The organism is Streptomyces sp. LUP47B (assembly GCF_001746295.1).
Lineage (GTDB): Bacteria > Actinomycetota > Actinomycetes > Streptomycetales > Streptomycetaceae > Streptomyces.
Genome location: NZ_MJAH01000009.1, coordinates 1 through 12061 on the forward strand (window position 1 = coordinate 1; position 12061 = coordinate 12061).

Sequence of the window (12061 nt, forward strand, 5' to 3'; positions counted from 1 at the left end):
CTGGAAGCCCAGTAATGGGTGGAGGTGACCGGTACTAATAGGCCGAGGGCTTGTCCATATTTGCTCGCGTCCACTGTGTTAGTTCTGAGGCAACGACCGTGTCGTGTTTCCGGTCGTAACTTCATAGTGTTTCGGTGGTCATAGCGTGAGGGAAACGCCCGGTTACATTCCGAACCCGGAAGCTAAGCCTTACAGCGCCGATGGTACTGCAGGGGGGACCCTGTGGGAGAGTAGGACACCGCCGAACAAATTTTGAGAAAACCCCCGTTCCATTCGGAACGGGGGTTTTCTGCGTTTAGGCTCGATACCATGCGCTACGACCTCGTCATCTTCGACAACGACGGTGTTCTCGTCGACAGTGAGCCGATTTCCAATCGGCATCTCGCGGCGTATCTGACTGAGCTCGGGCACCCGACCTCCTACGAGGACTCCATCCGCGACTACATGGGCTCCGCCATGCATCGCATCCACGACCTGGTCCTGGAACGGACCGGGCGGCGGTTGCCGGAGGACTTCGACGACGTCTTCCATGCGCGGGTGTTCGCCGCGTTCGAGCGGGAGTTGCAGCCGGTGGCCGGCGTGGCGGGCGTACTGGAGAAGCTGGCCGCGGACGGGGTGCCGTACTGCGTGGCGTCCTCCGGGAGTCATGAGCGGATCCGGGTGGGGCATCGGGCGACCGGGCTCGACCGGTGGTTCGCGGACGAGCGGATCTTCAGTTCGCAGGATGTCGGGCGGGGCAAGCCGGCGCCGGATCTGTTCCTGTACGCCGCCGAGCGGATGGGGGTCGAGACGGGGCGGTGTGTGGTGGTCGAGGACAGTCCGCTGGGCGTGCAGGCGGCTGTCGCGGCCGGGATGGACGTGTACGGCTTCACCGCCATGACGCCCGCTGCCAAGCTGGCGGGGGCCAGCCAACTCTTCTCCGACATGGGCGAGTTGGCTGACCTGCTCGTCTGACATTTGTCATGCCGAGGTCCGGACGATCGTTTCTACTGGGACCCCCTCGCCGGACGAGAAGCTGAGGGCATGACGACGAAGACGAACTCGAAGCGCGCGAACCTGGCTCCTCTGATCGTGGACGTGGCTGTGCCGATCGGGGCGTACTACCTGCTCAAGGACGGGCTCGGCATGAGCACGTTGATGGCGCTGGGCCTCAGCAGTGTCGTCCCGGCCGTACGGACCGGCTGGAGCGTGGTGAGGGAGCGGACGGTCAACGGTCTCGCCGCCCTCATCCTCGCGGTCAACGTCGTGGGGCTGCTGCTCAGCTTCGTGGCCGGCGACCCGCGGCTGATGCTCGCCAAGGACAGCGGGGTCAGCAGTGTGATCGGGATCGGCATCCTCGTCTCCGTCGCCCTCGGGAGGCCGATGATGACCGCGGGGATGAAGCCCTGGCTGGTGAAGGGGATCGCGGAGAGGGAGGCCGCCTGGGCGCGGCTCCAGGACGGGTCGGCGGACTTCCGGCGGGCCGAGCGGCGGTTCTCGGTGGTGTGGGGGGTCGTTCTGCTCGCGGAGTGTGTGCTGCGGGTCGTAGGGGCATACACGCTGTCCGTGGACACGATGGTCTGGCTCGGGACCGTCGTCATGATCGTGGCGATGGCCGTGGCTTTCCTGGTCAGCGGGGCGGTGGGCGCCGGACCGATGGCCCGGATGCTGATCGCCGAGACGAGGACGGAATGCGCGTCGAGGCCTGAGGTCGCCCTCGCCCGATAAAGCTGAGTGAAATTCATCTTTGGCTGGATCTACCCACGAGTACGCCGGGGCCCTACGCTCGCCGCCATGACAGATGTGCTGCGGCGCGGTAGGGCCTCGCTGGCGTTCAGCTTCTTCGCGCAAGGTGTCGCCTTTGCTCTGCTGGTGACGCGGATCCCCGCCATCCAGGATCGGTACGGCGTCTCCGACGCGCTGCTGCCCGCTTTCCTGGCCGCCGTGCCGATCCTCGCCGGGGTCGGGAGCGTCTCCACCGAGCACCTGGTGAAGCGAATACGGCCCAGCCGGCTGCTGCGGTTCGCCCAGCCGGTCGTGCTCCTGGCGCTGCTCGGGGTGGGGGCCGGGGACTCGACGGTCGAACTGGGGGTCTCGCTCGGCGCCTTCGGGCTTGCCGTGGGCATGCTCGACGCGTCCATGAACATGCTCGGGGTGAGCCTGCAGCGGGCGTACGGGCGCAGCATCATGCTGAGCTTCCACGCGGTGTTCAGTCTCGGCGGGATCGCCGGGGCCTCGCTCGCCTGGGTGGGGGCACACTGGCATCTCGCGCTGTTCGTGTCCTATCTGCCGGTCGTCCTGGTGCTGTTGCCGCTGTGCCTGGTGGGGAGTCGGTGGTACGTCGACGGGGACGCGACCCTCGTGGAGGAGAAGCCGCAGGGCGGACAGACGGTGGTCTTCAAGCTGCTGCTGCCGCTGTGTCTGGTGATGACCTTCGCGTACATCGGGGACTCCACCGTCTCCAACTGGAGCGCGAAGTATCTGCAGGACGTGCTCGGGAGCTCGGAGCAGCTGGCCACCGTGCCGTACAACGTGTACATGGTGACCACGCTGATCGGGCGGACCATAGGGGACTTCGGGGTGCGGCGGCTGGGGGCCGCGACGGTCGTACGGCTGGGGTCGCTGGTGGCGGCCGGGGGCTTCGCGGTGGTGGCCGTGGCGCCCGGACCATGGGTCGGGATGCTCGGGTTCACTCTGCTGGGGCTGGGGTTGTGTGTGCTGGTGCCGCAGACCTTCGCGGCGGCCGGGCGGTTGTTCCCGGGGGCGTCGGATGCGGCGGTGGCCCGGCTCAACGTCTTCAATTACGTGGGGTTTCTGGTCGGTTCGCCGTTGGTGGGGGCCTTGGGGGACACGTGGAGCTATCGCGGGGCCATGCTGGTGCCGATGGTGTTGGTGCTGGTGACGCTGGTGTACGCCAAGTCGTTCGCGGCTCAACCGGACCGATACGGTGGCGGGCATGAGCGGCCGCGCACAGCTGATGTGGGACGAGGCAGTAACGGGCTATGACTTCGGTCCGGACCATCCGATGGATCCGGTCCGGCTCGACCTGACCCGGCGACTGGTGGATGCCTTCGGGCTGGACCGGGACGTGGAGGTCGTGTCCGCGAAGGCGGCGGGCGAGTCGACGTTGCGGCTCGTGCACCGGGAGGACTACGTCGAGGCCGTGAAGGCGGCTTCCGTGGACCCGGGGGCGGCCGACCAGTCGTACGGGCTGGGGACGATGGACGACCCGGCCTTCGAGCGGATGCACGAGGTGTCCGCGCTGATCGCCGGGCAGTCGGTGGGGGCGGCGGAGGCCGTGTGGCGGGGGCAGGCGCTGCACGCGGTGAACTTCGCGGGTGGGCTGCATCATGCGATGCCCGGCGGTGCCTCCGGGTTCTGTATCTACAACGACGCCTCGCTCGCCATCGCGCGGTTGCTGGAGCTGGGGGCCGAGCGGGTCGCCTATGTGGATGTCGACGTGCATCACGGGGACGGGGTGCAGGCGGCGTTCTGGGAGGATCCCCGGGTTCTGACGATCTCGCTGCACGAGCATCCCCGGACGCTGTTTCCGCAGACCGGGTGGCCGGAGGAGACGGGGGCGGACTCGGCCGAGGGCAGCGCCGTGAACGTGGCGTTGCCGGCTGGGACGGGGGACGCGGGGTGGTTGCGGGCGTTCCACGCGGTGGTGCCGGAGCTGATTGCCGACTTCCGGCCGGATGTGCTGGTGACGCAGCACGGGGCCGATACGCACTTCGAGGATCCGCTGGCTCATCTCGCGGTGTCGTTGGACGCGCAGCGGGCTGTGCAGGTGGCGTGTCATGAGCTGGCGCACGAGTACGCCGGCGGGAAGTGGATCGCGCTCGGGGGCGGGGGGTACGCCATTGTGGATGTCGTACCCAGGTCCTGGACGCATCTGGTGGGGATCGCTGCCGGGCGGCCGGTCGAGCCCGAGGCGATGATTCCCGAGGGGTGGCGGCAGGAGGTGTTCGCCCGGACCCGGCAGTTGGCGCCGGCGCGGATGACGGACGGCCGGTGGCCGGTGGCCTATGCGGAGTGGGATGCGGGGTACGACCCCGCGGACCGGCTGGATCAGGCGGTGCTGGCCACTCGGCGGGCGGTGTTCCCGTTGCGCGGGCTGTTGGCGTAGCAGGTCACGACGGCCCGCAGGCGTGTCGGGTCCGTTACGCCAACTGTGCGGTGTTTCCCTGTTCGCATCCTTTCCTTCGCGCCCTTCCGTCACCATCACTCACGTGTTGAGCACCGGTGCCCTCCGCGCCCATCTGCTGGCCGCTCGTCTGGCCGGTCCCGTGGCCACCTCGCGGGAGGAGAGTCTGCGGAGTTATCGGTTGTTCGCGGCTCGGGATCCGAGGGTCCTGATCGGAATCGATCCCGAGTGGTCGTGGAAAGAGCGGGATCTGATCGGTCTCATGGCCGACAAGTGCGGTGTTTCGGGCGATCCGCGGCACGCAAGTGGCCATGATGTGATCGATCCTGAGCGAACCCTCGTCGCGCTCGACGCCTTCGCGGAGCGGCTCGAGGCAGTTGCCCAGCGCAGCGGGGCCGTGCTCCTCGGCACCGGCCACCCGCACCGACTGCTCGGCTTCTACGCCGCCATCGCGGACGCCCTCTCGGCGGCGGGATGTACCGTCCTCACCCCTGCGCATGGTCGCTGTGTCGACATAACGACCCGGTTCGGTCTACGCACGTACAACCTTGACTACGTACGAGGAGTCGCGCTCCTGCGGGGACCGGCCGCGAAGAGCTCCGGTTGTGAGACCGGCGCACACTCGCACTCACCACTGCCGGTTCGTACCGCGCTGGCGGCCGCGGCGGAGAGCGGCGGCCCGCTTCCCGAGCTCGTGGTCGGGGATCACGGATGGGTCTGCGGAGCAGGTCAGCTGGGGTTTGAGGCGATTGGGCTGGCGGATACGGATGACCCCGCGCTCTTTGTGGGGGAAGCCGAGGGGGCCGTGTCCGTCGTCGTTCCACTTGATGACGCTGTGCGGTCCGATTACTACCTGCCGCTGACCCGCTACGTACTCAATCGAGCGTGTCTGTCACAGTAGGCCGCCGATGGGTGCACCTCTTCCCCACTTGCATCACCCGCCCCTACATTGGGGAGTGAGCACGCAGCGACGAAGAGTCACCGGAAGGGGAAGCCGGTGGCCGTCGAGTGCGGAAGGTTCAGGTGTGTCATGGCTGCTGAACAGAGGCCTCTGAGCGAGGTTCAGTTCCTTACCGTGGCGGAAGTCGCCTCGGTGATGCGAGTGTCGAAGATGACCGTGTACCGGCTGGTGCACAGCGGTCATCTGCCCGCGATCAGGGTGGGGCGGTCCTTCCGCGTCCCCGAGAACGCGGTTCACGAGTACCTCCGCGAGAGTTATGTGGGGGTGGAGACGGCCTGACGACAGCGGATCCGGGGAGGTCCCGAGGGGGCCTCAGGGCACTCGTGGACCCCTTCTGATCTCCCCGGTTCACCTCGATTACGAGCTCAGCGCTCGGGCGGGTAGGCTAGCCCCTTGTAGGTCGTATGGGCCCATGGCGCCCAGCACCGAGTGATGAGAAGTGAGCGAGGGTAGTCGTGGGCTCTGTTATCAAGAAGCGGCGCAAGCGGATGGCCAAGAAGAAGCACCGCAAGCTGCTCAAGCGCACGCGCGTTCAGCGTCGCAACAAGAAGTAGGCGACGGCGCGGAAGCGTGTTTTGTGGCCCCCCACCTATTGCCGGTGGGGGGCCATACGCGTGTCAGGACGTACTCCGTGGGCTGGATGTCGTCACCTCATGCAGTGGGCGGTCATCACAGCGCAACAACAACCCGCTAGGTTGGCGCACACGGGGAACGCGGCACAGGACAGGGCGGTACGAGGGCTGGAAGGAAGGCGCTGATCTTGGGAAAGGTCGTGCTCGTGACCGGAGTGGCCCGACAGCTGGGGGGCCGGTTCGTACGACGCATCCAGCGTGACCCGCAGGTGGACCGGGTGATCGCCGTGGACGCGGTGACGCCGGAGCATCATCTGGGCGGTGCGGACTTCGTCCAGGCGGACATCAGGCAGCCCGGCATCGCGCGGGTACTGGCCGAGACGGCCGCCGACACCGTCGTACACCTGGATGTGACGGCGATGGCGCTCGGCAGCGGGAGCCGGACCACGGTCAAGGAGACCAACGTCATCGGCACCATGCAGCTGCTCGGGGCCTGTCAGAAGTCGCCGAACGTCAAGCGGCTCGTGGTGAAGTCCAGTACGAACGTGTACGGCTCGGCGCCGCGGGATCCCGCCGTGTTCACGGAGACGACGCCGCCCAAGTCCCTGCCGTCCGGCGGCTTCGCCAAGGACACGGTGGAGGTCGAGGGGTATGTGCGGGGCTTCGCGCGGCGGCGGCCGGACGTGGCCGTGTGCGTGCTGAGGTTCGCCAACATCCTGGGGCCGACGGCGGACACCCCGCTCGCCTCGTACTTCACGCTGCCCGTGCTGCCGACCGTGTTCGGGTACGACCCCCGGCTGCAGTTCGTGCACGAGGACGATGTGATCGAGGTGCTCAGGATCGCCTCGCACGAACCGGAGCGGGGCACGCTCAACAGCGGCACCTTCAACATCGCGGGCGACGGGGTCCTGTTGCTGTCGCAGTGTTCCCGGCGGCTCGGACGGCCTACCGTGCCTCTGCTGCTGCCGGCCGTCACCTGGGCCGGTTCGCTGGTGCGGACCCTCGGCATGACGGACTTCTCGCCCGAGCAGATCCGGCTGCTCACCCATGGCCGGGTCGTGTCGACGGTCCAGATGCGTGAGACGCTCGGATTCCGGCCGAAGTACACGACGGCGGAGACCTTCGCGGAGTTCGCGCGCAGCCAGGGACCCGGGCTGCTGCCGCCGGAGGCCCTCGCGGGGGCCGTCGACCGGATCGCCGCGCTGCCCCTCGCGGGTGGCGGTCACCCCCCGACGCAGAGCGCCAACTGAGGAGCGCATCAACGATGGCGGACGCCAAGGTCATTCCGTTCGACGACGACCGGTCCCGCGCAGGCGCCGTACAGCGGCCGGCGCGGCGCCGTGGCGCGGGGAACCGGCGCAAGGGCTCCGAGCCCGCGCTGGTCCGTGAGGTCCAGCCCCTGCCCAGCAGGGCCTCCGCGCAGGATGATGTTCCTGTGACGCGTGAGGAAGAGCCGCCGCAGCAGGCGAACGACGAGGGCGGCCTGGAGCGGCGGATCGCCGGAGGCCTCAGCTTCCTGCGCCGCCGGCTCACCGGGGACTACGAGGTCGACGACTTCGGCTATGACGAGGAACTCACCGACCAGGTCCTGATGTCGCTGCTGCGGCCGGTGTACGAGAAGTACTTCCGGGTCGAGGTGAAGGGCGTCGAGAACATCCCGGCGGAGGGCGGCGCGCTGATCGTCGCCAACCACTCCGGGACGCTGCCGCTGGACGGCCTGATGCTGCAGGTCGCCGTCCACGACCAGCACCCCGCGAACCGGCACCTGCGGCTGCTGGCGGCGGACCTGGTGTTCATGCTGCCGGTGGTCAACGAACTCGCCCGCAAGGCCGGTCACACGCTCGCCTGTGCGGAGGACGCCGAGCGGCTGCTGGGGCGCGGTGAACTGGTCGGTGTGATGCCGGAGGGCTTCAAGGGCATCGGCAAGCCGTTCAGCGAGCGCTACAAGCTCCAGCGCTTCGGCCGGGGCGGGTTCGTCTCCACGGCCCTGCGCCAGCGCACCCCGATCATCCCGTGCTCGATCGTGGGCGCGGAGGAGATCTACCCCATGATCGGCAACGCGAAGACGCTGGCCCGCCTGCTGGGCTTCCCCTACTTCCCGCTCACCCCGACCTTCCCCTGGCTGGGCCCGCTGGGCGCGGTTCCGCTGCCGACGAAGTGGACGATCCAGTTCGGTGAGCCGATCCTGACGGACGGCTATCCGCCGGAGGCCGCGGAGGATCCGATGCTGATGTTCAACCTGACCGACCAGGTCAGGGAACAGATCCAGCACACGTTGTACAAGCTGCTGGTGCAGCGGCGGTCGGTGTTCTTCTGAGCCGGCCGGCGGACATGGCCGTCGGCCGACGGCCATGAGAGCGCCGTGACCGGGTAGAGCCGCCGGACGGAGTCCGGCGCAGCTGTCCGAAGCCTGCGCAGCAGTGCGAGGGCAGCAGACAGGAGGGGCAAAGCTGCTGGGGCAGCGGCGGTCGGTGTTCTTCTGAGTTTTTATGTTGTACGTCGACGGGGGCGCCCTTCCCAGGAAGGGCGCCCCCGTCGACGTACCGGAAGAGCTAGTTCGTGTTCTCGCTGTCGATTCCCAGGCCGGGCAGGAGGCCCGGGAGGAGGGGCGGGAGGGTGACGTCCGGGTCGGAGGACGGGGCGGGGGAGGTCGGGGTGGCGGTGCCGGTGGCCTTCGGGGGGTCCAGGAGACCGCCGGTGTTGCCGCCGAGCAGGCCGTCGTCCTCGCCGCCTGACGTGGCCGACTTGCTGGGGCTGCTGCCCCCGCTGTGCTCGGAGCCGCCGCCGGTGCCCGGGGCCGTGGACCGGCCGGAACCGGTCGAGGGGTCCGAGGACGCCGTCCCGGAGCGCTGTCGCTGTCCCGGGCCGTCGCTTCGGGCGGGGGCTTCGGGCAGGAGGGACTGCAGCGGGGCGACCTCTTCGTCTATGGCGTCGAAGACCGACGACACCTGGTTGCTGACATCGCCGAGCTGCACGGGCAGCCGCTCGCGGAGCGCGCCCCAGGCCTCGCGGTGCGAGCGCGAGAAGCTGGAGAGGGCCTGGATGGGGCCCAGGGAGTTCGGGTCGCGGTCGTACGCCTCGTGCAGCAGTCGGTGGCCTTCGGCGGCGTCGTGCTGCATGCCGGACAGGGCGCGGCGGATCTCGCTCAGGGACTCGTGGTCGAGGTGACCGCCCCGGCCGCGCTCCATCAGGCGGCGGGCCTCGCTCAGCCGCGTGGAGGCCTGGTCGAGGTACGCCACACCGCGCTCGTCGTCGCCCTCGGACAGGTAGGACAGCTTGAAGTCCTCGATGCCGCGTTTGAGGCCGTACAGCGAGTCCCCAGGCAAAGCGTCCGAACTGGCCGCGGCCACTCCGCCGAAGGCTCCGGCGGCGACTCCGACGCTCAGGCCACCCGCGGCCAGGCCCTTGGTGAGCCGGGAACGCGGTCGCAGTTTCCCGAGCGGACTCGCCCGGTGGGCGGCTCCCGCCCGATGGGAGCGCTGCTCGGGGACCGCGGTCTCCACCCCGTCGCCCTCCAGCAGCATGGCCTCCATCGCGGCCACCAGCTGGGCTCGCTGGACGACCTTGACCTCCGGGTCCAGCTCAGGCCTGGGCAGCTCGCCAAGACACTCCGCGAGGGTCAACAGGCGGTCCTGTCCGGTGTGTTCCCCAGCGGCCGGCTGGCGTCCTTCGGACTGCTCGGCCGCCGGGTCCCGGTCGGACTGCTCCTCCAGGGCCTGGGCGAAGGCGTTCGCCCGCCGGTGCGCCGATACGTTCGCGATCACTGGCGGCACCTCCTCTCGTCATGACGGTCGACTCCCCAGGGGGTCCTGAGGGTTGCACACCCTGACCACAAGCACTCGAGCGAGTGATCGAAGTCGGCCAGGGAGTGACCACAGGGAGCCTGCATCCCGCACAACGAGCGGCGTGGCACTTGGGTTACGGACGGCGGATGATCGGATCGGGAAGGCAACGGACTTTCACCGAGAGCGAGTTGGCGGTCACCGACTGTGCGCTCTCAGCGGACGTCGTCCGGGAGGAGACGGGCCAGGGTGCGTACGGCCCGGTACTGGAGGGTCTTGATGGCGCCTTCGTTCTTGCCCATCACCCGGGCGGTCTCGGCGACGGAGAGACCCTGGAGGAAACGGAGGGTCACGCACTCCTGCTGCTGAGGGTTGAGCCGGCGGACGGCGTCCAGCAGCGCGGCGTTGGAGAGCGACTCCAGGACGGAGTCCTCGGGCGAGCGCTCGACCTCGTTGGCGTCGAGCATCTCGCCGGTGGTGACCTCGAGACGGAACCGGCTCGACTTGAAGTGGTCGGCGACGAGGTTGCGTGCGATGGTGACGAGCCAGGCGCCGAAGTCGCGGCCCTGCCAGGTGAACGTGCCGATTCTTCTGAGCGCGCGCAGGAATGTCTCGCTCGTCAGGTCCTCGGCGGTGGCCTTACCTCCTACCCGGTAATAGATGTACCGGTACACCGTGTCGCTGTACTGGTCGTACAGGCGGCCGAAGGCGTCGGCCTCGCCGGCCTGGGCGCGTTCGACCAGGTCCATCATGCGGGCGCTGTCGCTGTCCGCAGCCGGACGGCGGGCGGGGGCGGCGCCGGTCGAACGCCCTCGTCTGCCGACGGCCGCGGAACCGTCGGCCAGTGCGTAGCACGGGCCGATCGGTGCCGCGGCTGCGGCGAGGGCGGGGACGGCGTACGCGGTGGGGACGAAGCCGCGCAACAGGTCCAGGACCGTTGCGCGCAGCGTAGCCAGGCCCGAGGCGTCAACCCCGACGTGTGGGTACACGGGACTCCCAGAGGCAGAGCTTCCATCACGTGCAGTACCGGACCGTTCACCCGTCGTAGCGACGGAAGGGGTACCGGATTGCGTCTGAGGAGAATAACGCTTAGTGCAGGCCCTGCTACACCCAGTTGCTCTATTCATCGATTACGTCGCTTCTGTAACCGATTGAGAGCGGTTCAAGTGCCGGAGAGTGACCGATTGTTGATCGAAAGCGGTCGCGTTCTGCCAGGGAACGGGGCGTGTTGTGGCCGTGTGCAGCCAATGTGCCTGCACACGGGGTTACGCCCGTAAAACCCGGGGATTGGCGTGTTCGCCCGGCTACCGACGGCGTTTGTGCAGGGCGATCGCCGCCGCCGTACCGCCTGCCACCGCTCCCACGCCGGCCGCCGCCGGGATGCCGACCTTCGCCGCCTTGCGGCCGGTGCGGTAGTCCCGCAGGCGCCAGTCCAGTTGACGGGCGTGTTTGCGGAGCTTGGTGTCCGGGTTGATCGCGTAGGGGTGGCCGACCAGCGAGAGCATCGGGATGTCGTTGTGGCTGTCGCTGTACGCCGCGCAGCGCGACAGGTCGAGGCCCTCCGCCGCTGCCAGGGCCCGGACCGCCTCCGCCTTGGCGGGGCCGTGGAGGGGTTCGCCGACGAGCTTGCCCGTATAGACGCCGTCCACCGACTCCGCCACGGTGCCCAGGGCGCCGGTGAGGCCGAGGCGGCGGGCGATCACCTGGGCGATCTCCACCGGGGCCGCTGTGACCAGCCACACCTTCTGGCCCGCGTCCAGGTGCGCCTGCGCCAGCGCGCGCGTGCCCGGCCAGATGCGCTCGGCCATGTACTCGTCGTAGATCTCCTCGCCGATCGACTGGAGCTCGGCGACGCGGTGGCCCTTCACGATCGACAGTGCCGAGTCGCGGGCCTCCTGCATGTGCTCCGGGTCCTCGACGCCGGCGAGGCGGAACCACGCCTGCTGCCAGGCGAACTTCGCGAGGTCGCGGGTCTCGAAGAACTTCCGTTTGTACAGGCCACGGCCGAAGTGGAAGAGGGCGGCGCCCTGCATCACCGTGTTGTCCAGGTCGAAGAAGGCGGCGGCCTTGTCGTCGCCCAGGACCGGGAACTGGGACTCCGGTTCCGTGCCAGGGGTCTCCTCGACCTCCTGGGAGGACTTGCGCGCAGCCTCGGCCGAGGCCTCGCCTGCCAACACGCTCCGCGCCGTGGCGGAGCGCCTACGGGGAGTGAGCCATCCTAGAGCGGCCATGGCGTGAGCATAGCCATTCTGTTCGGTGGTTCCGGAGTCGAGAGGTTTGAAGGGTGTGAACTCTCCGCGACCGCGCCGTTAAGCAGGAGCGAGAATGGCTGACATGAGTCCCATCTTCCGCCGCGCGGCGGCCAGGCTTCCCGAGGAACGGCTCGTCACCCTCATCCGCAAGCCGGGGTGCCATCTGTGTGACGACGCTCAGGCCGTGATCGAGAAAGTGTGTGGAGATCTCGGGGTTCCCTGGGAGTACAAGGACATCGACCAGGATCCTCAACTCCACGATCAGTACTGGGAGCAGATCCCGGTGGTACTCGTCGACGGTGAACAGCACACCTTCTGGCGCGTGAACGAAGATCGCCTCCGCAAGGCCCTGACCGACTAGTCCAACT

Annotated in this window: 13 protein-coding genes and 1 rRNA gene; 11 read left to right on the forward strand and 3 right to left on the reverse strand. The window is 68.5% G+C overall.

Going from position 1 to position 12061, the window contains the following annotated elements:
* Positions 1 to 130 precede the first annotated feature (130 nt).
* The 10 genes from rrf (at position 131) to BFN33_RS26280 (ending at position 7976) form a co-directional block, all read left to right on the forward strand.
* A 5S ribosomal RNA gene (gene rrf, locus BFN33_RS26240) occupies positions 131 to 247 on the forward strand.
* A gap of 62 nt (positions 248 to 309) precedes the next feature.
* Positions 310 to 954: an HAD family phosphatase gene (locus tag BFN33_RS26245; protein WP_069762635.1), complete on the forward strand. Its 645-nt coding sequence runs from the start codon at positions 310 to 312 to the stop codon at positions 952 to 954.
* Positions 955 to 1023: 69 nt separating this feature from the next.
* A complete protein-coding gene (locus BFN33_RS26250) occupies positions 1024 to 1707 on the forward strand; it encodes a VC0807 family protein (RefSeq protein ID WP_069762636.1) in 684 nt (227 codons plus the stop codon).
* A gap of 66 nt (positions 1708 to 1773) precedes the next feature.
* Positions 1774 to 2985 (forward strand): MFS transporter, encoded by a 1212-nt coding sequence (locus BFN33_RS26255; RefSeq protein WP_069762637.1) that lies wholly within the window; start codon positions 1774 to 1776, stop codon positions 2983 to 2985.
* Positions 2936 to 4108, forward strand: coding sequence for an acetoin utilization protein AcuC (locus BFN33_RS26260; protein ID WP_069762638.1), 1173 nt, complete (start codon positions 2936 to 2938; stop codon positions 4106 to 4108). Before BFN33_RS26255 ends, BFN33_RS26260 begins: the two co-directional genes overlap by 50 nt.
* 103 nt (positions 4109 to 4211) lie before the next feature.
* The gene (locus tag BFN33_RS26265; RefSeq protein WP_069762639.1) at positions 4212 to 5027 is read left to right on the forward strand and encodes a phosphatase; all 816 of its coding nucleotides are present in this window, start codon (positions 4212 to 4214) and stop codon (positions 5025 to 5027) included.
* A 129-nt stretch (positions 5028 to 5156) separates the two neighbouring features.
* Positions 5157 to 5366: a helix-turn-helix domain-containing protein gene (locus BFN33_RS26270; protein WP_016437488.1), complete on the forward strand. Its 210-nt coding sequence runs from the start codon at positions 5157 to 5159 to the stop codon at positions 5364 to 5366.
* A 176-nt stretch (positions 5367 to 5542) separates the two neighbouring features.
* Positions 5543 to 5641 carry a 30S ribosomal protein bS22 gene (locus BFN33_RS50205; protein WP_003948845.1) on the forward strand — a complete coding sequence of 33 codons (99 nt, stop codon included), beginning with the start codon at positions 5543 to 5545 and terminating at the stop codon, positions 5639 to 5641.
* A 206-nt stretch (positions 5642 to 5847) separates the two neighbouring features.
* Positions 5848 to 6909, forward strand: coding sequence for an NAD-dependent epimerase/dehydratase family protein (locus BFN33_RS26275; protein ID WP_069762640.1), 1062 nt, complete (start codon positions 5848 to 5850; stop codon positions 6907 to 6909).
* Between the two features lie 14 nt (positions 6910 to 6923).
* Positions 6924 to 7976, forward strand: coding sequence for a lysophospholipid acyltransferase family protein (locus BFN33_RS26280; protein ID WP_069762641.1), 1053 nt, complete (start codon positions 6924 to 6926; stop codon positions 7974 to 7976).
* A gap of 235 nt (positions 7977 to 8211) precedes the next feature.
* Here BFN33_RS26280 and BFN33_RS26285 read toward each other — a convergent pair whose 3' ends face one another.
* From BFN33_RS26285 to BFN33_RS26295, 3 genes are all read right to left on the reverse strand, one after another.
* Positions 8212 to 9423, reverse strand: a complete 1212-nt coding sequence (locus BFN33_RS26285) for a DUF5667 domain-containing protein (protein ID WP_069762642.1) — start codon at positions 9421 to 9423, stop codon at positions 8212 to 8214.
* Between the two features lie 233 nt (positions 9424 to 9656).
* Positions 9657 to 10430: an ECF subfamily RNA polymerase sigma factor, BldN family gene (locus BFN33_RS26290; RefSeq protein WP_057608126.1), complete on the reverse strand. Its 774-nt coding sequence runs from the start codon at positions 10428 to 10430 to the stop codon at positions 9657 to 9659.
* 315 nt (positions 10431 to 10745) lie between these two features.
* Positions 10746 to 11672 carry an HAD family phosphatase gene (locus BFN33_RS26295; RefSeq protein WP_069762643.1) on the reverse strand — a complete coding sequence of 309 codons (927 nt, stop codon included), beginning with the start codon at positions 11670 to 11672 and terminating at the stop codon, positions 10746 to 10748.
* 103 nt (positions 11673 to 11775) lie between these two features.
* Between BFN33_RS26295 and BFN33_RS26300 the strand changes: the two genes are divergently transcribed.
* A complete protein-coding gene (locus BFN33_RS26300; protein WP_069762644.1) occupies positions 11776 to 12054 on the forward strand; it encodes a glutaredoxin family protein in 279 nt (92 codons plus the stop codon).
* Positions 12055 to 12061 lie beyond the last annotated feature (7 nt).